This is a genomic window from Sphingobacterium sp. UME9 (genome assembly GCF_014170215.1).
GTDB classification, from domain to species: Bacteria; Bacteroidota; Bacteroidia; order Sphingobacteriales; family Sphingobacteriaceae; genus Sphingobacterium; species Sphingobacterium paramultivorum.
The window spans coordinates 1,590,098-1,613,443 of record NZ_LZZP01000003.1; the positions used below are offsets into that span (position 1 = coordinate 1,590,098).

General features: G+C 39.1%; 18 protein-coding genes. 8 read left to right on the plus strand and 10 right to left on the minus strand.

What is annotated here, in order from left to right; translation table 11 throughout:
• Positions 1 to 44 precede the first annotated feature (44 nt).
• Positions 45 to 530 (minus strand): ester cyclase, encoded by a 486-nt coding sequence (locus A9970_RS08405; RefSeq protein ID WP_153846759.1) that lies wholly within the window; start codon positions 528 to 530, stop codon positions 45 to 47.
• 772 nt (positions 531 to 1,302) lie between these two features.
• Between A9970_RS08405 and A9970_RS08410 the strand changes: the two genes are divergently transcribed.
• The 6 genes from A9970_RS08410 (at position 1,303) to A9970_RS08435 (ending at position 7,603) form a co-directional block, all read left to right on the plus strand.
• On the plus strand, positions 1,303 to 2,148 hold the full coding sequence (locus A9970_RS08410) for an RteC domain-containing protein (RefSeq protein WP_160813741.1): 846 nt from the start codon (positions 1,303 to 1,305) through the stop codon (positions 2,146 to 2,148).
• Between the two features lie 251 nt (positions 2,149 to 2,399).
• Positions 2,400 to 2,753 (plus strand): helix-turn-helix domain-containing protein, encoded by a 354-nt coding sequence (locus A9970_RS08415; RefSeq protein WP_034871389.1) that lies wholly within the window; start codon positions 2,400 to 2,402, stop codon positions 2,751 to 2,753.
• Positions 2,754 to 2,777: 24 nt separating this feature from the next.
• The gene (locus A9970_RS08420; RefSeq protein WP_034871390.1) at positions 2,778 to 3,086 is read left to right on the plus strand and encodes a helix-turn-helix domain-containing protein; all 309 of its coding nucleotides are present in this window, start codon (positions 2,778 to 2,780) and stop codon (positions 3,084 to 3,086) included.
• A gap of 84 nt (positions 3,087 to 3,170) precedes the next feature.
• The gene (locus tag A9970_RS08425; protein ID WP_034871391.1) at positions 3,171 to 4,637 is read left to right on the plus strand and encodes a DUF3945 domain-containing protein; all 1,467 of its coding nucleotides are present in this window, start codon (positions 3,171 to 3,173) and stop codon (positions 4,635 to 4,637) included.
• 3 nt (positions 4,638 to 4,640) lie between these two features.
• The gene (locus A9970_RS08430; RefSeq protein ID WP_182981961.1) at positions 4,641 to 6,725 is read left to right on the plus strand and encodes a type IA DNA topoisomerase; all 2,085 of its coding nucleotides are present in this window, start codon (positions 4,641 to 4,643) and stop codon (positions 6,723 to 6,725) included.
• Positions 6,725 to 7,603 carry an ORF6N domain-containing protein gene (locus tag A9970_RS08435; RefSeq protein ID WP_182981962.1) on the plus strand — a complete coding sequence of 293 codons (879 nt, stop codon included), beginning with the start codon at positions 6,725 to 6,727 and terminating at the stop codon, positions 7,601 to 7,603. Before A9970_RS08430 ends, A9970_RS08435 begins: the two co-directional genes overlap by 1 nt.
• Positions 7,604 to 7,675: 72 nt before the next feature.
• Here A9970_RS08435 and arsB read toward each other — a convergent pair whose 3' ends face one another.
• From arsB to A9970_RS08460, 5 genes are all read right to left on the minus strand, one after another.
• Entirely contained in the window at positions 7,676 to 8,704 is a 1,029-nt protein-coding gene (gene arsB / locus A9970_RS08440) for an ACR3 family arsenite efflux transporter (RefSeq protein WP_182981963.1), read from the minus strand.
• 7 nt (positions 8,705 to 8,711) lie between these two features.
• On the minus strand, positions 8,712 to 9,089 hold the full coding sequence (gene gcvH / locus A9970_RS08445; RefSeq protein WP_078798968.1) for a glycine cleavage system protein GcvH: 378 nt from the start codon (positions 9,087 to 9,089) through the stop codon (positions 8,712 to 8,714).
• A 17-nt stretch (positions 9,090 to 9,106) separates the two neighbouring features.
• Positions 9,107 to 9,880 carry a metallophosphoesterase gene (locus tag A9970_RS08450; protein ID WP_078798969.1) on the minus strand — a complete coding sequence of 258 codons (774 nt, stop codon included), beginning with the start codon at positions 9,878 to 9,880 and terminating at the stop codon, positions 9,107 to 9,109.
• A 26-nt stretch (positions 9,881 to 9,906) separates the two neighbouring features.
• Entirely contained in the window at positions 9,907 to 10,374 is a 468-nt protein-coding gene (locus A9970_RS08455) for a DUF6428 family protein (RefSeq protein ID WP_182981964.1), read from the minus strand.
• 70 nt (positions 10,375 to 10,444) lie between these two features.
• Positions 10,445 to 10,777, minus strand: a complete 333-nt coding sequence (locus A9970_RS08460; RefSeq protein WP_078798971.1) for a helix-turn-helix transcriptional regulator — start codon at positions 10,775 to 10,777, stop codon at positions 10,445 to 10,447.
• 217 nt (positions 10,778 to 10,994) lie between these two features.
• Here A9970_RS08460 and A9970_RS08465 point away from each other — a divergent pair, with 217 nt between their 5' ends.
• Positions 10,995 to 11,432 (plus strand): DUF1896 domain-containing protein, encoded by a 438-nt coding sequence (locus tag A9970_RS08465; protein ID WP_160813493.1) that lies wholly within the window; start codon positions 10,995 to 10,997, stop codon positions 11,430 to 11,432.
• Entirely contained in the window at positions 11,419 to 16,851 is a 5,433-nt protein-coding gene (locus A9970_RS08470; RefSeq protein ID WP_182981965.1) for an N-6 DNA methylase, read from the plus strand. Before A9970_RS08465 ends, A9970_RS08470 begins: the two co-directional genes overlap by 14 nt.
• Before the next feature lie 59 nt (positions 16,852 to 16,910).
• Here A9970_RS08470 and A9970_RS08475 read toward each other — a convergent pair whose 3' ends face one another.
• From A9970_RS08475 to A9970_RS08490, 4 genes are all read right to left on the minus strand, one after another.
• Positions 16,911 to 17,732 carry an RteC domain-containing protein gene (locus A9970_RS08475; RefSeq protein WP_048499052.1) on the minus strand — a complete coding sequence of 274 codons (822 nt, stop codon included), beginning with the start codon at positions 17,730 to 17,732 and terminating at the stop codon, positions 16,911 to 16,913.
• 365 nt (positions 17,733 to 18,097) lie between these two features.
• Positions 18,098 to 19,066, minus strand: a complete 969-nt coding sequence (locus A9970_RS08480) for a DUF1259 domain-containing protein (RefSeq protein ID WP_053215438.1) — start codon at positions 19,064 to 19,066, stop codon at positions 18,098 to 18,100.
• 28 nt (positions 19,067 to 19,094) lie between these two features.
• The gene (locus tag A9970_RS08485) at positions 19,095 to 20,213 is read right to left on the minus strand and encodes an efflux RND transporter periplasmic adaptor subunit (RefSeq protein ID WP_048499051.1); all 1,119 of its coding nucleotides are present in this window, start codon (positions 20,211 to 20,213) and stop codon (positions 19,095 to 19,097) included.
• Positions 20,197 to 23,343 (minus strand): efflux RND transporter permease subunit, encoded by a 3,147-nt coding sequence (locus A9970_RS08490; protein ID WP_048499050.1) that lies wholly within the window; start codon positions 23,341 to 23,343, stop codon positions 20,197 to 20,199. The genes A9970_RS08485 and A9970_RS08490 overlap by 17 nt, the downstream gene beginning before the upstream one ends.
• Positions 23,344 to 23,346: the final 3 nt, after the last annotated feature.

Genomic DNA, 23,346 nt, shown 5'->3' on the forward strand with positions numbered 1-23,346 from the left:
GACTAAAACGCAAAGGAAAAAGGAAATGTAATTTTTTACTATCCTTAAAACATAGGATGTGCGTTTGCTGCATTTTTAGGCACATCTTGCTGTGCATCCCAATGCTCCACAATTTTACCTTTTTCCAGCCTGAAGATATCAATAGTCGATTTGAGACTACCATCTGGATTCTTATTTTTTAGGTGAATGAAAACCAAATCTCCATCCGACGCAATGTGTTGTACATCAATCTTCGTTTTGGGCTGCCCTTCAAACCATTTCGCCGCAGCGAGCTTAAATGCCGCTGCTCCATCCGCAACAGAGGGATTATGTTGGATATACTGAGGGGAAATGTACTTATCAACTGCAGAAACATCCTTATCACCAAACATTTGCTGATAAAAATCTAAAACGATTCTTTTATTCTCTTTGTTTTCGTCAAGTTGTTTTTGCGCAGCCTCCTTTGATTCATTTGTCTGCGGCTGCTGACAACCCAGCGTTAGCAATAAAACAGAGAAAGTCATGACCTTAACTATTGTTCCATTTTTCATCTTTAAATCTATTTTTAATTGAAGTCATCGATTCACACCCCACATTAACACAATCCAATTTACCTAAATTATACAATATATAAGGCTTTTATCTGAGGTCATTTACACTATAAAATATTGGCATGATAATTGGATTTATCGCTATAGTATAATATTCAGAAATATACATTTCATAAATTTAGGTTAATAATTGGTTAGGTTAAACACCTGAAGTCCCCAACTTCAGGTGTTTTTTTATATATTTTCGAAAATCAATATTGTTGTAAAAACAAAAATGCCAATTATAGCTTTTATTAATCTAGTTCAATAAAATTCCTTATTGCTCGATGTAACTTTACATCAGTTAAGAAAATAAAAATATCAGATATGGAAAATAGAATATTAGGACTACATCACATTACCGCGATAGCCGATAATGCAAAGCGAAATCTTGATTTTTATACGAAAAAGATTAATAAAGCCTAAATCGGCTAATAAAGAGTAGTTTACAAGAGTGGAGAACTCTATCGGTAACGATTTAGTAATGGTGCTTACTGCACTTGCTTTCACTTGATTACCTTGTAAATCATTAATGCAAATGTAATAAAAAATGGGTAGAGTACATTAGTGCTTTACCCATTTTTTCGCCCTTTCCTTTCTACTGAAATATCAATAAAATCTCCCCACTGGGGGTATTCTGTGATATTGGTTTCAATATTATTCCCAAATTTTGGCATATCAACAATAGATGCAGCTCCGAAACAAATTGTGAGAACTTCTAAACGACTATGCTATGGAAATCGTGTTGAATAAGATATTAGCGCAAATTCATCATCAGGAAGATAAATTTTCTTCTCAAAAGATGCCAACGGCGGAAGAGGCTTATCAAATGACCCTGTTCCTAAAGGAAATGTTGTTCAATATAAAAGCCCAAGTCGTACAGGATGGATTTACAAATGAACAGCAAGAAATTGACTTTTTCAAGAACATTAAACCACAAATCTTAGGGAAGCTCATTTACTATAATAAAGTCTTCCGCATCGAAACTACCTGCCCTGTGAGCAATGGCAAAATACACCAAAGCTATTATGAGAACCTATTAAAAACCCTCAAATTACAATATAAAGAAACTATTTGCAATGAGGATTTTTACAGATACTACCGTGCAGGCAGAATAGACCGTGACCATACTTATTTCAGGCTCGGACAAATCAATTACCACGATGGATTAAAGAGTGGTGTATTTGAAATTGACCTTAGCTTTTCAACATATTTTGATAACAAAATAGCCCACATTATAGCGAATGAATTACTTTATACTTATATGCTTACTAAAATCAGCCCCGAAGAAAATCCAGATTTGATTTTATTAAATGGAGAAGCAAACAAGGATATTTCGTGGACAAATTCTCAAAATGCACTTATCGAACTGATATATGCTCTTTATGCTTCTAATTCCATTGCACACGGAAAAATCGGCATCCGAAAATTAGCTTTGATTTTTCAAGTGCTATTCCGAACTCCCTTAAATGATATTCATCATTCTTTCCACCGAATGAAAACAAGAGCAGGTTCAAGAACTGCATTTTTAGACCAACTCAAAATATCCCTCGAAGAATATATGGATAAAGACCTTTAGCTATATCAAAAATAACCGTTTGAAAGCAGTACCAAAACGTACTGCTTTTTTCTTTGCCCATATCTGCCAATTGGCAAATGCTCTCAAAACTTCATTACAAAATATCCAAAATCCCATAAAAACCTTGTTAAACAAGGGTTTTCCCTAATTGTAAAAATTTTAAAAAAACAGACAAACCAATTGGCAAGGCTTGGCTGACAAACACTGCCACCTTTCACAATTTTGCATAGTGAACTTTAAAAAGCTATGCAATGAAAATAATAACCATCGAAGAAGACGTGTGGATACAGCTAAATAGCCGTATCAATGCCATTGCCGACTATTTGAAAAGACAGGAAGATAAAAGCTATGATGACCTGTGGCTCAATAACCACGAGGTATGCCAATACCTGCATATCAGCGAAAAAACCTTATGGCGTATGAGAACCAAAGGCGAGATTAGTTATTCAAAAATCTACGGTCAATATTTCTACACCATGGGATCCATAAAAGATATGCTTAATGCCAACGCCATACAGAGTAGTGAGGAATTTGTACAGGAGCTTATGGCAAAAGGTAAAAGCTATATAGAAAAAGGCAGAAAGCTAAAGACAGATAAAAAATAGGTATGAACCCTTAAAAATATCATTATGAATATTGACAGAATGGAATTTTTGGCGTGGATGGAACGCTTAATGGGACGTCTTGATATGCTGGGCGATAATATAGATGATTTACAGAAGAAACGTAATAGCATAGATGGCGAGGAACTGCTCGATAACCAGGATTTACTTCAGATGCTGAAAATCAGCAACCGTTCCCTGCAACGGTATCGCTCCATCGGCAAACTGCCCTATTATACTATTAGTGGAAAGCTTTATTACAAATTGTCTGATGTTCATCAATTCATCAGAGATAGCTTTAACCCACCCACAATTAAGATGAACGTCAATAAGTGACAAACACTGCCTTTGAGTGCCAAGTAATGCAATTCAGTGAAGGCTTCCTTTACATTCGGCATTGAATTTTAAAATTTTCAGACTATGAGTGAAGAAACAACAAATAAGCAGGAAATGCCCGAACAGTTATCGGACATATTGCTGGTGCTGGATAAAGAAAAAATGAAAATCCAAGCCGTAAAGAGTATAGACGAAAACGGGAAAATGGAAACTGTTGATCCCACGAAGAAAAACCAAAACCAGTTTATGCGTGTGGACAAAAGTGGTGATTTCTTTTCGAACTTCTTCTCCAATTTTTTCAGCCAGCTAAAGAACCCTACCAATTTTTCATTCTTTAAAGTGCCTGCACCTGTCGCTGTTGAAAAAGCACAGGAAATGCAAAAGCAGGTTGACAAGCCAACTCCTGAAGGCGAAAAAATAATGAAAGAGCACGAAGTAAAAATAGAACAGCAATCGGATAAAAAACAAGTAAATCAAAATAATATGGCAACAACAGAAACAACACAGCAAGCAAGCGAATACCGCTACAAACCGGAGCAGATTGATTGGGATACTATGACCAATCTCGGATTAAGCAAGGAATACCTTGAAAAGAGAAACCTACTTGAACCTTTATTGAAAGGTTACAAAACGAATGAACTCTTACCGATTGGTGTCAACCTCGGTGGTACAATTCTTCGTACAGATGCCCGCTTGTCTTTACAGCAAGCCGAAGACGGAAAAGTTGTGGTAGGAATACACGGCATCAAAAAAGAACCCAATTTGCATTTTGAATTTTTCGGGCACAAGTTTACGGATGAAGACAAAAAGAACCTGCTCGAAACTGGTAATATGGGGCGTGTGGTAGATTTGAAAAATTCCAAAACTGGCGAACTGATGCCTTCCATTATCAGTATAGACAGACTAACGAATGATGTAATTGCATTGAGGACGGATTTTATAAAAGTTCCAGATGAAATTAAAGGCGTGAAATTGGACGATGCCCAGAAACAAACCTTAATGGAGGGTAAACCGCTAAAGTTAGAGGGTATGATTTCTACCAAAGGAACAGAATTTTCGGCAACAGTACAATTCAATGCAGACAAGCGATATGTGGAGTTTCTGTTTGACCGCAACAATTCTAACAGGCAAACCCAAAGCAATGGACAAACTCAAAACAATCAGCAAAACCAATCTCAGGAAGCTCCAAAAACATTCAGAGGTAAAGAATTGACCGATGATCAACATAAGGATTTTAAAGCCGGTCAAACCATCTACATTGATGGATTGAAAGATAAAAAAGGGCAACCATATCAAGGTTATATCACTTTCAATAAAGAAAATGGAAAAACCAATTTTGAATTTCCAAATCAATACAAGGAAAGAGTAAAACCAACCGAAGCCCATAAAACGCAAACTGCTGTCAATTCGGAGGGCAAGACCAATGAAGCGACCAAAAATATCAAAGAGCCTTTGAAGTCTGGTCAACAAACACCGAAAAATAAACAACAGCAGGAACAACAGGAAAAGCCCAAAGCTCCAGCAAAAACCAGAGGCAAAAAAATATCTTAAAGTATGAAAACAATCATTGCAGAAAAACCAAGCGTAGCAAGGGAAATAGCAGGACTTGTGGGAGCATCTGATAAAAAGGATGGCTACCTTACAGGCAATGGCTATTTTGTTACGTGGGCATTCGGTCATTTAATAGGATTGGGAATGCCCGAAGATTACGGGATTTCGGGATTTGACAAAGCAGCTTTGCCAATACTCCCCAATCCTTTTTTGCTGACCGTCCGGAAAGTGAAAAAAGACAAAGGTTATACCGCCGATACAGGTGCATTAAAGCAATTGAAAGTCATTGAACAGCTTTTTAGCCGTAGCAACAGCATTATTGTTGCTACCGATGCAGGACGTGAGGGCGAACTCATTTTCAGGTACATTTATGAATACCTGAAATGTAACAAGCCCTTTGAACGCCTTTGGATAAGCTCGCTTACCGAAAAAGCCATTAAACAAGGCTTTGATAACCTTAAAGACGGGGCAGCATTTGACAGACTTTACCAGGCGGCACAAGGCAGAAGCCGTGCCGATTGGCTCGTGGGCATCAATGCTACACAGGCATTGAGCATAGCCGCAGGAAATGGTATCTATTCCCTCGGAAGAGTGCAAACGCCTACCTTGGCTTTGATATGCAAACGTTATTTGGAAAACAAGAATTTCAAGGTTAAGAATTATTGGCAGATACAGCTATCGCATAATAAAGAGTTGATAGATTTTAAAAGTATTTCCAAAACAAAATGGGAAGACCAAAAACTTGCCGTTGATACGCTGAAAGCCATTCAACGAAACGAAACTACAACAATTACATCAGTAGAAACCAAAAGCGTTACGGAACAACCGCCTTTGCTATTCGATCTTACCGGATTGCAGAAAGAAGCCAATAAAAAACTGAATTTGTCTGCTGACGAAACCCTAAATATTGCTCAAAGCCTCTATGAAAAGAAGTTTATCACTTATCCACGTACCGGAAGCAAATATATTCCTGAGGATATGTGGGCAGAAATCCCCAATCTTGTAAGGGCTTTACAGGACAGAGAAAGCTGCAAACAAGCGATTACAAAAATGAAATGGGGTCGCTTCAATAAACGTATTGTGAACGATTTGCGTGTTACCGATCACCACGGTTTGTTGATTACAGATAAAATTCCTTCAGCACTGAACGCAAAGGAAAACTCGGTTTATGATATGATTGCCTTTCGGTTACTCGAAGCCCTTTCACAAGCCTGCATCAAAGAGATAACCGATGTGGGTTTACAGGCGTTGCATTATGATTTTACGGCAAAGGGTTGTAAGGTTATAGAAGCGGGCTGGCGTTCCATCAAAGGCAGTTTCTCCGATGATGATACCGAGCCTGTACAGGATTTGCCCGAACTGAAAAAAGGCGATGAACTTAAAAAAAAAGAAGCCTCCGTTTTGGAAAAAAAAACCAAACCGCCTGTATTATATACCGAAGCAGGGCTTTTGTCGGCTATGGAAAGTGCAGGAAAGGAAATCGAAAATGAAGACGAACGGAAAGCCCTGCAAAATATCGGTATTGGCACTCCGGCTACAAGAGCCGCAATAATTGAAACCCTGTTTACCCGTAACTATGTACAACGTGAAAAGAAATCCTTAATCCCTACCGAAAAAGGATTGCAGGTGTACGAATTGGTCAAAGACCGTAAAATTGCGGATGTGGCAATGACCGCCGAATGGGAATTGGCTTTGCAAAAAATCGAAAACAACGAAGCCGATGCAGGGGCATTTCAAAAAGAAATGGAAACTTACGCCTCATCTATTACCAATGAACTGTTGCAAACTTCGATTGCTCAAAATAACCTGCCAAAATTGGTTTGCCCGAAATGTAAAAGCCAGCAACTCACTATCCGTGATAAAATAGTGAAGTGTCCTGATGAGGCTTGTAATTGGGTACAGTTCCGTAATGTATGTGGCGTACAAATCGGCATAGCCGATATTGAAAGCCTTATCAATAAAAAGAAAACTTCACTCATCAAAGGAATGAAAAGCAAGGCAGGTAAGAAATTCGATGCTTATATCGTGTTGAATGAGGATTGCAAAACCTCTTTTGAGTTTACCAAAAATAAAAGCTACAAAAAGTAATGGAAAATAAGCCTATTAGCATAATGGAAATCAAAAACCTGATTTATTCCATACGTGGAAAGCAAGTGATGTTGGATAGCGACCTCGCTTCCTTATACCAAGTGGAAACAAAAAACCTCAACAAAGCCGTAAAAAGAAATATTGAAAGGTTTCCTGCTTCTTTCTGCTTTCAACTGACCGAAGAGGACGTTGAAAACTTGAGGTTCCAAATTGGAACCTCAAGTTTGAGCTACGGCGGAAGACGTTATCTGCCCTATGTTTTTACCGAACAAGGGGTCGCAATGGCTTCTGCCATACTCCGTTCAGATATAGCGGTTAAAGTCAGTGTTGAAATTATGGAAGCCTTTGTAGAAATGCGGAGAATGCTTACCAGCAATGCCTCTCTTTTTCATCGTTTAGATAACATTGAACTGAAACAATTAGAAGCCGACCAAAAATTTGAAGAGATTTTTAAGGCTTTGGAAAGCGATAAGCTCCACAGTGAAAAAGGAATTTTCTACAATGGGCAGGTTTTTGATGCCTATGTCTTTGTATCAGACATTGTTCGTAATGCCAAAAACTCCATTATCCTGCTGGATAATTATGTGGATGACACAGTATTGACCTTATTGGGCAAACGCAATGATGATGTTACTGCCACAATCTATACCAAAAGCATTAACAATCAACTACGTTTGGATGTACAACGGTACAACAGCCAATATCCTCTGATTGAAATTGAGATTTTTTCCGATGCCCACGACCGATTTTTGATTATTGACGGTACGGAGCTTTACCACATCGGGGCATCACTAAAAGACCTGGGCAAAAAATGGTTTGCCTTTTCGAGAATGGATATTGAGGTGGGCAGAATGCTCAAAATCTTAAACCAACAATAAACCCTCTAATTCAGAGGGTTTTCTTTAGTTTTTTGATGCTTCAAAATGCTCTTGTACGTTCTTAAATTAACTTCAATAATATTTTTTCTTTAGCCATAAACTTGCCCTTACCAATAATATGAGTACCGGAACTTCTACCAGTGGGCCGATAACGCCCACAAATGCCTGTGGCGAATGAATACCGAAAACCGCTATTGCTACGGCTATTGCCAATTCAAAATTGTTTCCTGTGGCTGTAAATGCGATGGATGCGTTTTTATCGTAAGGAACTTTAAGGGATTTATTGATAAAGAAGCTCACGAAAAACATCAGTACAAAATAGATTACTAACGGTATTGCCACTTTTACTACATCCATTGGCAATTCCAATATTTTATCGCCTTTCAGACTGAACATTAATACGATTGTAAACAGTAAAGCATATAATGTAATGGGCGATATTCGGGGTACAAATTTCCTGTTATACCATTCTGTACCTTTTGATTTGATAAGGAAGTAACGACTTAAAAAACCTGCTAAAAATGGAATGCCTAAGTATATCAATACGCTTTCGGTTACGTCTTTCATTGATACGCTTACATTGAAGTTGGCTAATCCTAATTTTGAAGGTAATACGTTGATGAACAGCCAAACTAAGAAGCTATAAGAAAGTATCTGGAAGATACTGTTTAATGCAACTAACATAGCTGTATATTCTCTGTTTGCTTTAGCTAAGTCACTCCAAACGATTACCATTGCGATGCACCTTGCCAAACCTATCAATATCAAGCCTGTCATATAATCGGGTTCGTTCCGTAAAAACAAAACTGCTAAACCGAACATCAGTACCGTGCCGATAACCCAATTCAGCAATAAGGATATACCGATTACTTTTTTATCCTTAAATGCCATAGGTAACAATGAATAATCAACCTTTGCCAATGGCGGGTACATCATCAATATTAAACCTATTGCCAACGGAATGTTTGTAGTGCCTACGGATAGGGCATTTGTAATTTTTGAAATACCGGGAAAGATATATCCCAATCCTATACCTACTGCCATTGCAAGGAATATCCATAAGGTAAGGTATCTGTCTAAGAATTTTAGTTTTGGTTGCATTGCGTGGCTAATTTGTAAGTTCTTTATATTGGTTTGATGTCAATAATTTTTCTAATTCTGCAATATCTTTTATTTCAATTTTTATCAGCCAACCATTTCCAAAAGGTTCTGAATTGATTAGTGTTGGTTCTTTTAATAAGCGTTGGTTCGTTTCAATGATTTTACCCGATACAGGCATAAATAAATCACTGACCGTTTTAACCGCTTCAACAGAGCCGAATACTTCATCCTGCTGAAAACTATATCCAACATTGGGTAAATCTGCATATACGATTTCGCCCAATTCGCTTTGTGCAAATTCTGTAATGCCTATTGTACCTGTGTTGTCGTGTACGCTTATCCACGTATGTTCTTTTGAATACTTTCTATCGGTTGGAAATTCCATTTTTATAAATTTTTAGATTAGTAACCTCTCCTTAAATTTTCTGCGTATTCGTTTGGTAAAATGCTTTCCTCTACTGCTTTTGCTGCTCTTTCAATATCATAATCAAAGCGTATAAATTCCACACTGATACTGTCTTTATCCAATACAGAACTTTGCTCGTTGATAGTAAGTATTACATAACCGCCTCTTACATCGCTGTCTTTCGGCTTTCCTACCGAACCTATATTGATGGCGTGTCTGAAATGGTCTTGTCCGTCAATTCCCGAATTTAAAATACGGTGGTATGGCTTATGCGTATGCCCGAAACACATAATGTCTGCGTCTGCCTGTTCCATAATTCTAAGCATACTTTTTTCTTCCCTGTCTTCAAATAAGTATTCGTTTATCTTTCTTGGGCTACCGTGTACCAATAGTAAATTGAGCTTGTCCTCGTTCAACTGAAATTCTACTTTGATATGTGCCGGAAGTGTACGCAAATAGGCTCTTTCTTCATCTTTCATAATAGAGTTGGTAAAGGAAATAGATACGCTGCCATTGCCTTTTTCACTATCGGTTTTATAAGCACATCCGCAATCATTGCTCATACGCCCGATGCCAAAATCATAATTCCCTGCAATGGTTGGTATTTTCCTTTTACGGATTTCGTTCACTACTTCATTTGCCCAAATGTTATAGCCTACCAAATCGCCTAAGCAATAAATACTGTCGGGATTTCTTTTTTCTACATCTTCAAAAAATGCTTCTAATGCAGGTAGATTGGCGTGAATGTCACTGAATAATGCGATTTTCATTTTTATTTATTTTTATGATTATACTATTAACAACATCCTGAATTTGGTGTGCAACAAGTGGTACTGTTTAGCTCTGATAGTTTTACCTTTTGTTTCTCTGTTGGAATACCGCAAGCATCCTGAGCAAGACAAGCGGTTTGTTTATTCTTCAATACAAAATATTTTCCGTTAAAGTCTAAATCGTATTTACCAATCGTTTCGCTTTGGTATTCTACTTCTATTTCAGCATCTTCAATACCCAATTTTTCTTCAGACAGTTTGATGATATTCAATAGTTTTCCTGGTTTCAATCTATGTTCATAATCGTTGGCATTCCATAGCTGAAAGTTTACTACTTTTTCATTGCGGATTACACCGCCGCAATCAATAAAATTTTTATTGATTTGTCCCACTTCGGTAACGTGGAAATGTTCGGGAACAGGCGTTCCGTTCTCTAACTGAAATTCAACATTCTCTAATGTTGGTAACATTTCTTTGATTTTTGATAGTTTCATATTAACTGAATTTTAAGTAGCACAATAAATGTTATATTGCAATATAACGATGTTAAATATTAAAAAAATGCTATGGGCAGCACTTGGTTACTTTTACCTCCTGATTGAAAAACGCATTAAATTCCTCTTGAATTTCATTCCATACTTTTTCATCAATACAATAGCAAACAGATTTTCCCTCAATCGTTCCCTGAACGATACCGATGTTTTTTAATTCCTTTAGATGTTGTGAAATGGTTGCCTGTGCCAACCCTAATTCCTCAACCAAATCGTTACAGATGCAGGCATCTTGATTGATGATATATTGAAGTATAGCAATCCTTGCAGGATGCGCCAAAACCTTAAATCGAGAAGCCAGCTTATTCTGTTGGTCTGTAAATATTTCTGATTTGGTAAGTCCCATAGTTTACACTTTTACATCGCAATATTACGATAATAAGTTTAAACACAAAAGTAGTTTATGAAAAAATATTCAAATCTTAATTCTTTTCAAGTTTCTATTTCAATTTACTAAGTGGTAAAACCCTACCTCTCAAAGCCAAACCCTGCCACTTCTGCAAAGGGGCTCATCTACTGCTATAATTTTAGGCTTCAAGTAAAATTCTAAGCAAAATTATAGTATGGATACACAGCAAAAAGACCTATCGTATTTCAGGTTACGATTACAAGAATTATTAAATACCAGCTTTCCCGAAAAAGCAAATGACCAAAAATTTATTGAGCAACGTTCTTCGTGGGGCGCCAATGCTTACGAGGGGGCTTTTAGTTCGGGAAACGCTATTGAGCAATGCAACGAAATAGCCAATTACATACTTTTTGAGGGCTTGCACTTCTCCAAATTCGACACCGTTTTTCAGGTGGTATGCAATGAGTTTGATACCATAATGGCAGATGAGGAACTGCGACCGTTCGCCCTGAAAATGTTCGCGGTTTGTGAGCCTGTTTTCTCCGGCTACCAGCTAACCGATGATTTCGCTTATAACACAGAGTACGACCTGCTCTATACCGAAATAACCGGAACCATCGCAATATGGATAGAGGAAAATGGGCTTCAGTAAAAAGCAACATCTCCAACAGAACATTGATGCCCTGCGAATTGCTTTTAAACTGGAAAAGGAGAAACGACAAGCCACCGTAGGCGAAAGACTGCTAATGATGCAATACAGCGGATTTGGCGGTCTTAAATTCGTGTTGAACCCCATAGCGAACGAAATAGACATCAATAATTGGAGAAAAACAGAACACGACCTTTTCCCGATTACGCAGGAACTCCACCAACTACTCAAAGAAAATTCAGAAGACGAAAAGCAATACCGCAGGTATGTGGACAGTATGAAAAGCTCCGTACTGACGGCTTTTTATACACCGCCACAGGTCATAGATGCGATTTCCGCAACTTTGCGTGAAAGCGGTCTGAACATTGATAAATTCCTCGAACCCTCCGCAGGTATCGGGTCTTTCATACAATCCTTTTCAGAAAATAAAAAAGCCAGTGTTACTGCTTATGAAAAGGATTTGCTCACAGGCAAGATTTTAAAACAGCTTTATCCCGAAAGGATAATCCGTATAAGCGGTTTTGAGGAAATCCCCGAAAAGGGACAAAACAGCTTTGATGTAATCGCCAGTAATATTCCATTTGGCGATACTTCCGTTTTCGACCTTTCCTATTCCCGAAGCAGGGACAGTGCAAAAGTACAGGCAGCCCGAAGCATACACAATTACTTCTTTCTGAAAGGTGGTGATATGCTCCGTGAGGGCGGTTTGCTGGCTTACATTACTTCACAGGGCATTCTGAATAGTCCGAAGAACGAGCCGATACGCAGGGCGTTGATGCAGGATAATAATTTGGTTTCGGCTGTCCGCTTACCCAACAACCTGTTTACGGAATATGCAGGTACGGAAGTCGGCAGTGATTTGATTATCCTGCAAAAGAATACGGGAAAACAAAACTTGACCGAAGCCGAAGAACTGTTTTGCCAAAGCAGGCAAACGGAATACAACACTCCGGGCAATGCGCTCTTTCAGGACAGCACAAGGATTGTGCATACCGACCGCAAATTAGATACCGACCCTTACGGACAACCTGCACTCATCTATACTCATAAAGACGGTGTTAACGGAATTGCCCAAGACCTCAAACAAATGCTTACGGATGATTTTGGTAAGCACCTGAATTTGAATTTATACAAAGGCGAACGGAACGATGAGCCTGCATTACAAATTCCTGTTACACCAACACCAACGGTTACACCTCCGGTTATCGAACCTGTAACCATTCAGCCGGAAATACAATCTTTATCTGTTCCTATAATCAATCGGGAAAGTCCGCAGGAATTAAAGCAACTAAGCATTTTCGACTTGTTTGAAAATGTGGACGAGCCTGTAATGGTTGCTGCTCCATCCAAAAAAACGACACAAGTTAAAAGGCAAAGCACCAACAAAAGAAGAGGTGCAATAGGTCGCCAACCTGACCTGTTCAGCAGTGCGATGCAGCAACCTTATACGCCTCCGATTACCAATAGAACTGCCAACGGAAGCCCATCTACCAATGGCAAAAAACAGGAAGCTATCGGCGACCTGTTTTCACAAATAAACGGGAATGGCCAAGCTGATAAGCCAGCCGTTCCCAATACCATTCCCGAACCTGCTCCTTATAGTGGCGAACTGCAATCGTACCACCGTAACGATTGTCTTGTTGTGGATAATGGTTGGGTCGGTCATCTGCAAGATGTAGATACATCAGACGGTACGGCAGTTTTCCACCCTTTGCAGTTACCGACCTTACAGAAAGCAAGAGCCGAAGCGTACATTGCTGTACGTGATGTTTACCAAGACCTTTACAATAAAGAGGCAAAGTTTCAGACCGAATACAAGGAAGAAAGGGAAACCCTTAACCGCCTTTACGATGCCTTTGTCAAAAGGTACGGAAACCTTAACAGTGCCGATAATATCAAGCTCATCAAAGCGGATAGTTCCGGCAAGGAAATCCCTTATTTGGAGCGTGTTGTTGGTGGCGTGGTACACAAAGCGGATATATTCAGCCGTCCGGTAAGTTTTTCAACGCTAACCATAGCAACCGACAATCCCGATGAAGCGTTGGCTGCTTCGCTGAACAAATACGGAAGCGTGGATTTGGACTATATGTCCGAAATCAGCGGTATTACCGATGATGCTTTGAAAGAAGCCTTACACGGTCGCATTTACTACAATCCTTTGCAAAAGGAATATGAAATATCCGAACGCTGGATTGCAGGAAACGTAGTAGAGAAAGCCCAAGAGGTACTGAACTACATTGAAAACAATCCCAATGATACTGAAGCCAAAACAAGCCTTACCGTTTTGGAAGAAGCCCGACCAAGACGAATTGAGTTTGAGGAACTCGATTTTAATTTGGGCGAACGCTGGATACCCACTGGCATTTATGCCCGCTTTGCTTCACATCTTTTTGATACGGACGTACTCGTTCATTACTCTGAAAGCTCCGATGACTTTTCAGTAAAGTGCGACCGTAAGAATTTGCATATATGGGAAAAATACGCTGTCAAAGCTGAAAGCAGAACGTTTGACGGGATTGCCCTGCTCAAACACGCATTGGTTAATACCACGCCGGATATTACCAAAAAAGTAATGGTTGGCGACCAAGAGGTCAAGGTGCGGGATATGGAAGCCATACAAATGGCGAATACCAAGATTGACGAAATCCGTACCGCCTTTACCGAATGGCTCCACGCCCAAAATGATGAGTTTAAAAGCAGGCTGACCGACCAATACAACGATACTTTTAACTGCTTCGTCCGACCGAACTATGACGGAACGCATCAGGACTTTCCGGGCTTAGACCGTAAGGCATTGGGCATTGAAGACCTGTATTCAAGCCAAAAGGACACGGTTTGGATGATAAAGCTGAACAACGGTGCTATCTGCGACCACGAAGTAGGTGCAGGAAAAACGTTGGTTATGTGTACGGCAGCACAGGAAATGAAGCGTTTGGGACTGGCACACAAACCGATGATTATCGGTCTGAAAAGCAACGTTCACGAAATTGCCGAAGCCTACCGCACCGCTTACCCACACGCTAAAATCCTGTTTCCGGGCAAAGAAGATTTTACGCCCCAAAAACGCCTGCGGATATTCGGCGATATTAAAAACAACGATTGGGATTGTGTAATCCTCACACACGACCAATTTGGTATGATACCGCAGTCGCCCGAAATTCAAAAGAAAATACTCGAAATCGAATTGGACAGCGTAGAGCGTAACCTCGATGCCCTGCAATCGCAAGGCAAGGAAGTTACAAGGGGAATGCTTGCCGGAGTAATCAAGCGGAAAGAGAACCTCGAAGTGAAGCTCAAAACCCTGCAACACGATATTGAAAACCGCAAAGATGATGTGGTTGACTTTAAGATGATGGGCATAGACCATTTGTTTGTGGACGAAAGTCACCAGTTCAAAAATCTAATGTTCAACACAAGACATACACGGGTTGCGGGATTGGGCAATGTGGACGGTAGCCAAAAGGCATTGAACCTGCTCTTTGCTATCCGTACCATTCAGGAACGCATCAATGCGGATATGGGAGCAACTTTCCTTTCGGGAACGACCATAAGCAATTCACTTACGGAACTGTACCTACTTTTTAAGTACCTGCGACCAAGAGCATTGGAAAAACAAGGCATTCACTCTTTTGATGCGTGGGCTGCTATTTATGCAAGAAAAACAACGGATTATGAGTTTTCTGTGGCGAATAACATCGTGGCAAAAGAACGTTTTCGTTACTTTATCAAAGTACCCGAACTGGCACAATTCTATTCTGAAATTACAGATTACCGAACAGCAAAGGATATCGGCATTGACCGCCCCAATAAGAACGAGGTATTGTATAACATACCGCCTACTCCAGACCAGGAAGATTTTATCAAAAAGCTAATGGAGTTTGCCAAAACAGGAAATGCTACCTTATTAGGAAGAGAACCTTTATCACAAAGCGAAGAAAAAGCAAAGATGCTTATCGCAACGGACTACGCCCGTAAAATGTCTTTGGATATGCGGATGGTAAGCGGTGCGTATGATGACCACCCCGATAATAAGGCTTCGCATTGTGCGGCAAACATTGCCAAGTATTACAACCAATACAACGCACAGAAAGGAACGCAGTTCATTTTCTCCGATTTGGGAACATACAAGCCGGGCGAATGGAATGTGTACTCCGAAATCAAACGCAAGCTCGTGGAAGACCACGGCATACCTGCACACGAAGTCCGGTTTATACAAGAGGCTAAAAATGATAAGCAACGCAAGGAACTTATCAAAGGAATGAACGAGGGCAAAATCCGTGTACTGTTCGGTTCTACAAGTATGTTGGGTACAGGTGTGAATGCACAGAAAAGAGCGGTTGCCATTCATCATTTGGACACGCCTTGGCGACCGTCTGATCTTGCTCAACGGGATGGTCGGGCAATAAGAAAGGGAAATGAAATAGCCAAATTCTTTGCTGATAACAAAGTAGATGTAGTCATTTATGCTGTTGAAAAATCGTTGGATAGTTACAAATTCAATTTACTTTACAATAAACAGCTTTTCATCGACCAACTAAAGAATAACAATTTGGGTAAAAGAACAATTGATGAAGGCAGCATGGACGAAAAATCGGGCATGAACTTTTCAGAATATGTGGCGATCCTTTCGGGTAATACCGATCTGTTGGACAAAGCCAAATTGGAAAAACAGATTGCCGGACTGGAAAGCGAAAAGCAGGCGTTCAACCGTTCTAAATACAGTGCGAAATATAAATTGGAAGACTATACGGCAGAATTGGACAAAGCCAAATCTCGTTTTGACCGCATGAGCTTAGATTGGAATAATCTGCAAAGGCGTGTTCAAAAATGTCCAGACGGTTCTATTGCCAATCCTATTCAATTAGAGGGCTTATCGGCTAATGCAGATGTAAAACAAATCGGTGCTAAGCTCAATCAGCTAGCAGAAAAAGTCCGTACAGGTGGCGATTATGAAGAAATCGGCAGTTTGTATGGTTTTCAGCTCTTGGTAAAAACCGAAATTTCTCAAAAAGAAGGCATTGATATTCGGGTAAACCGCTTTTTTGTACAGGGCGAGGGAAACATTAAATACACGCACAACAACGGTGCAATGGCTAAAGACCCCGAAACAGCAGCAATCAATTTTTTAAGAGCTTTGGAAAAATTACCTTCTTATATCAAGAAAGAAAAGGAAAATATAGACGAGTTTCAAAAAGATCTGCCTGTTCTTCAGCAGGTGGTTAATGGCACATGGTCTAAGGAAAATAGATTAAGTGAACTTAAAACAGAACTCGCTGCTGTCGAAAGAAAAATACAATTGTCCATTGAGCCTGTTAATCAGATTGAAGAACCTGCTGAACAAGTCGAAAAAAAGGAAAATCAGAAGATTTCAGAAAGTATTATCAGAACGAAAAGTGTTCATTTACCAAGAGGTATATTGTGAATGTAAATGGATTAATAAAGAAAACGGGAATCTGTAAGTTTCCGTTTTCTTTTTAATTTCTAATCTTCTTCCTGTTCGTCCATCCGTTTTATTAATGCATCACGCAAGTTGTCAAGGAATTTTGTTCTATTTATCTTTCGGGCTTTCAATTCCATAAATGTATGGTAGAAGTCGCCCAAATCAACATTGAAAATACTTTCAAATGTTTTAGCTATTATTTTAATATCAGTATGATCAAATGCACCTTGAGCATGTAAGGCATATATCAATTCAGTTAATGCCGTTTTACTTCCTCGCCAATTTAAGTTAGGTAACTCTATTGATTTACTTTTATGTACCGGTCTGTGAAGTTGGTCTTCAAGATATACTTGTATCAGATCATTGGCTATAATTTTAGCTGCTTTGTAATCGTGAGATGTAGAAAATCTATGATCGGTTTCAAAATAGATTGTATCCAAACTTAGTTTTAGATCGTGTTTACCACGAACAAATAATTTATCGTCAATAAAAGAATTATTGGTTCTATAGTATTTATAAAATTCAAGGTTATTTTCAAAATACTTTTTAAGTTTTTTTAATTCTTCATTCAAATATTTTTTTAATGCCTTTGTGTCATTAGGTTTTTTCATTTCTATCTTGTAGATAGCATTATGAAAGATAAGTTTTGCAACAATAGCTGGTTTTTGATATTTGAAAAAATGAATTTCGTCGTTAATATTCTTAAATCCATTTTTTAATACAAACTCTTTAATTTTAGATAGAGCATTTACGATAAGTTTTATTACCTCTTCAATACGTTGGATAGGACAATTAGCTTCAATTTCAAGATCCCTAATTTCGTCTTCTAGCTTGTTTAGTGTTTCTTCGTAAAATTTATTCATTAAACTATATTAAGATATTAATATTTTTCTTATATACTTTATAAATGATTTGTTTTAACAATCGTGTGCTTCATTTCTCATCTTATTTAATTTTCTGACAATCAAATAACTGAATTTCAACTAAAATATAACTGTATTAACATTTTATTCATTATGATAAGATTGAATGTAAAAAACGTCGCCTATTCAGTTATTAAGAACTATTTCTAATCACATGCTTCTCTTCAAACATTGTTTCGAAGGAAAGAGCTATAAGGAATTATTAAAAAAAAATAACTCGAATAAGATAAAGCCTTGCGAAAGTGGTGTTTCGAAAGGCTCAATTATTTGTAATAGTTATTTCGGATATATAGCCTATTGTTCTATCAATGTTTCATTTTCATTCCACCAACTTTACCTGTTTTGCTCAGCGCAATTTTTAAAGACTTTATAAGTTCCTCCGCATTTCCAATTGCCCAATAGTGTAAGAAAAATACGTGTGGCTTTTCCTGCACCATGTGATTATGAACAGCAACCACTTCAATTCCATTTTCAATAAGCGCCTTAATCACTGGAGCTACTTCATCCTCTAGCATAGCAAAATCTCCTGCGATTGCAGCCTTTTCCTCTGTTCCTTGAATGGCAATCCAGGTATTATAACCAAAGAAAGTTGAGATTGGTATTCCATGCTCTGTAATGGGCGCATCTGGGCGACCAATGGTATATTTGTAAACGCCATTATTCATCTCTCCTGTGATACCCAAGATAGCGTCCAATTTTTTTGTGTCAATCGTGTTTTCAACCTTTCTCCCTGCAAAAGTACCTTTCAATGGATCTGCACCTCGCATTTCTTTAACTTTATTCAATACTGCTTTTGCCTTCATTGCCATCTGTTCAGCGGGACCACTTCCTCCGATATGCATATACATGACGTTCGGATGATTTCTAACGAAATGGTTATGTATCGCCGTAATGGTAAGTCCCTGCTTTATAACCTCGAACTGTACTTGTTTCAGATCAGTTTCTGTAATTACGATATCACCCATGATCATTGCACCATCGGTACTTGGCGTAAATGCTATCCACGTACCCAAACCCATTGGCGGTATGATTTTAAATCCGTCAACCTCTATATCCAAATCATTCTGAGGCACCGTTATTTTAAACTCTCCATTGTTTTCGACGCCTTTCATTTCCAAAATAGCCTCTATTTTTGCTATATCTAATTTTTTTACTGAGGCGTTATGCATCATTTTAACTTGCCCCTTCTTCTGTGCATAAATAGAATTGCTACAAGCAAGCGTAATAATTGTTGAAAATGCGACCAACTTAATAATACTAATTGTCTTTTTCATAACTTTAATTTATTTAAAATTTATACTACTATTTTTTAATTAACGGGATTATCCGTGTATCTGTTTTCAGTTCTTCCGATCCTTTTAACACCAAAGTATCTCCTTTTTGGACATCACCAAAAATTTCAGTTCTATCTCCCATATTAAATCCAGGGCGAACATCGATCCAATGCGTTACTCCATTTGACACTTTAATTACAAACTTTTTCTCCAAGGTAGTAACCACCGCTGATGCCGGAACTACAATTCCTTCCTGTTGTCTTAAAAATGATAATTTTGCATCCGCATAACTGCCTGGCTTTAATTTATTATCCGTATTACCAATTTCAAATTCCCAAATCTCGCTTCGACTATCATGATCTATTCGTCCTGCTTTCCGTACCAGTTTTGCCTCAAATTTCTTATCAGGCAATGACCTTGTAGACACTTCAGCAACACCATTAGATAAAACAGCATCCGTGTATATTTCTGGAACTGAAACCTGCAAACGCAGAACACTATTATCTGATATTTCAAATAACGGCTTATCATTGGGAGACCCCACAAAAGAACCTGTTACAATATTTCTTTTTGTAATAACTCCACTATACGGAGCAACAATAGCAAGATAGTTGCCAATTTGTTTAGCCGATGCAACAGATGACTGATTAGCCTTATACTCAAGGCTATCGGCCATCATTTGATTTTTCACACGCTGCAATTCGCCAGTAGCAATCACACCGTCAGTTCGAGAAGCAGAATAAATCCGTTCAAAATAATCTTTACTGGATAAGTAACGTGCCCGTGAAGCATTAGCTTTATCGTTCAGCTCTTGGATACGTGTATTTAATTCCGGCGCCTCAATCAAAGCCAAAACCTGTCCTTTGCTAACCTTAGAACCAATATCCACCAGCATTTTACGTACATAGCCCGGCACCTTTGCCCTTATTTGGGCATCTTCTAGTGGAAGCAGCTCCGCAGGAAGAGCAAGTATTTTTTTAACCGTATCGGTTTCAATTGTAAATACATTGACCGAGTCAATTTTATTTTCATTAACATCACTATTTTTTTCCTGACCATTTTGAGTGCAGGCAGCAACGAATAGCAGAAGTGATACACTCGCAACTGCATTAATTATCGGTAATTTATGTTTAAATATTCTTGTCATAATATAGAGAATTTGTATCGTTTGGATCAAGAGATACGGATATTTGCTTCTTTTTTCTTAACATTTCATAAACTAATGGAACCAGCCAAAGACTAATTACTGTACTAAATAACAATCCCCCTATCACGGCAATGCCCAAAGGTGCAGTTTGCTGTCCGCTTTCACCCAAACCAAGAGACATCGGTATCATTCCGGCAATCATTGCTGTACTTGTCATAATAATAGGGCGGAAACGGCTAAGTGCCGCCTGCACACCAATCAAGTTATTATCTTCTTGATTCTTTCGGATACTTTCAGCACTTGCTACAATCAAAATAGAATTAGATACCGCGACTCCGACAGCCATTATACAACCCATAAATGACTGAATGTTTATAGTATTACCAGTAAGCCACAGCAGCAGCATAGAACCTGCCAACACACCAGGAAGCACAGATAACACTGAAAGACTTAATTGTAGAGATTGAAAATAAGCAGTCAACATCAGACCAATTACGACAATCGCCAGTAAAAGTCCGTTAGACAGTTCACCAGTTGTTTGATTCAGCATTTCCGATTGTCCTCGCAAATACACCTTAACACCCTGAGGCTGCTCACCCAATCTCTGTATTGCCTCATTGATATCCTTCACTGCACTACCAAGGTCTTTTTTGTGAATATTAGCCGTAAGCGTGATAAACCGCTGTTGATTAATCCGATCATATTCACCTATAGTATTCCCTGTTTTCCAATCAGCTACATCTCTTAGATAAACTGTGTTATCTCCAGATTTTCCCACCGGTATCTGATTCACCTGTTCCGGATTATTCATTACAAACTGCGGGTATTCTACCTGCACCTGATAAGCATTTCCAGAAGCTTTATCCAACCAATACACCGGCTGCGTATAACGGCTCGAAGAAGTACCTTCTGCGACAGACCTTCCCGCCTCATCAACGGTCAGACCCATTTGACCTAGTCGAATACGATCATAATTGATATGCATAGTCGGGTAATCCAATGGCTGCGCCAACTGCAAATCACGCAGATAAGAAATAGAGCCAAGAGATTTTTTTAACCGATCAGCCAATTCTCTACTCTGTGTCAGATTTTTTCCCTGAACCACAATCTCAACAGGGTTACTGGCGCCCATACTCATGACCTGATCCACCAAGTCAGCAGGTTCAAACGACAATTGAGCACCAGGTAGACTTTTTGTAACCGACCCACGTAATCGTTCTTTCAAATCTTCGATTTCCACACCAGAACCCTTTTTCAAATTCACTTTTATAACAGCTTCATGAGGACCACTCGTGTATAAAAAGATAGGGTTAATCGCAAATGTAGGTGGTTGTAAACCCACAAATGACGAAGTAATAGCTACATTATCTTTTCCTGCCTCATCAGCTAATAATTGCAAAGTCTTTTTAGTTGCTTCCTCCGTACGTTCTATCCGTGTACCCGTAGGCATTCGCAACCTCAACTGAAGCTGTCCTGCATCCACCTTAGGGAAGATTTCCGACCCCGCCTGCCTATACCCAACGAAAGCTGCCAGCAGTAGAAGCACAAGAACAATGGGAACAGCCAATTTTCGCATTGGAAATGTTCTCTGAATTGTCTTGGATAGACTTTCTTTAAGTTTATCCAATCGTGGCTCCGGATGTTGTTTATAAGTATCTTTTAACATCCAGTTAGATAACACAGGAACCAACGTTTGTGACAATAGGAAAGATGCAATCATCGCAAATCCCACAGCCAATGAAAGTGGAAGAAACATCGAACGCGGTACGCCAGTCATCAGCACAGAAGGTACGAAAACAGCTAAAATGCTCAATAAAATCAATATTTTGGGAGTAGCGATTTCTTTACAAGCATCCCATATTGCTCTCGATTTTGATTTCCCTAATTCAAGATGATGATGTATATTTTCAATGGTCACCGTCGATTCATCCACCAATATACCGACCGCCAAAGCAAGTCCCCCTAAAGTCATGATATTAATAGTCTGTCCCGTGAGGTAAAGACACATAACCGACACTAACAACGCCAGAGGAATAGTAACAATCACAATGATGGCACTACGCAGATCCCGTAAAAAAAGCAACACCATCAGTCCCGTTAGTAAAGCACCAAGAGCACCTTCAACAAGCAAGCTTTTTAAAGAGTTTACAACATATCCAGACTGATCAAATTCATAAGATACCTTTATATCATCAGGGATAGCCGATTGCATATCAGGTAGCGCTTTCTTGATAGCTTGTACCACATCCCACGTAGAAGCATCCGCTCGCTTAGTGACTGGAATATATACTGAACGCTTACCATTGATCAACGCATAACCAGTTCCTACGTCAGCGCCATTATCCACAGAAGCCACATCTCTTACCAGTACGGAAGTACCATCAACATTTTTGACCGCAACATTTTCAAGCTCTTTAAAATTATCAACTACACTATTGGTTGCCGTAATTACAGCTTTATCTGCCGTACGCATTGTTCCAGCTGGCAGTATAGAATTATTTTTCGCAATTGCAACGGCTATTTCGTCCGGTGTCAAGTTATAACTTCTTACTCTTTCCGGATCCGCTTTGATAACGATTGTTCGTTGATTTCCCCCAAATGGAGGCGGAGCCGATACTCCTTGTAAAGCCGCAAACATAGGTCGCACCTTAAATAAAGCCAAATCCTGAATTTCATTGAGCGATTTTGTCTCACTCCTGAATACCAGTTGACCTACAGGAACAGACCCAGCATCATACCGCATGACGAATGGAGGCAATGTACCAGGAGGCATAAAGGACCGAGATCTATTCACATAAGAAATAACCTCCGCCATCGCATTGGCCATATTCGTACCATCATAAAACTGAAGCTTAATTAAACTCAATCCCTGAATAGATTTACTCTCGACAGCTTTAATTCCCGTGACGTACAGAAAGTGATACTCATAGTAAGAAGTAACATACCCTTCCATTTGCTGAGGTGATAATCCGCCATAAGTTTGAGCAACATAAATAGTAGGCGCATTTACCGCTGGAAAGATGTCAACTGGTGTCTTCTTGATGGAAAGTATAGAAAAAATCACGATCCCAACGACCAACACCATAATCGCAATAGGCTTGCGAAGTGCCAGTTGAATTAATTTTATCATATC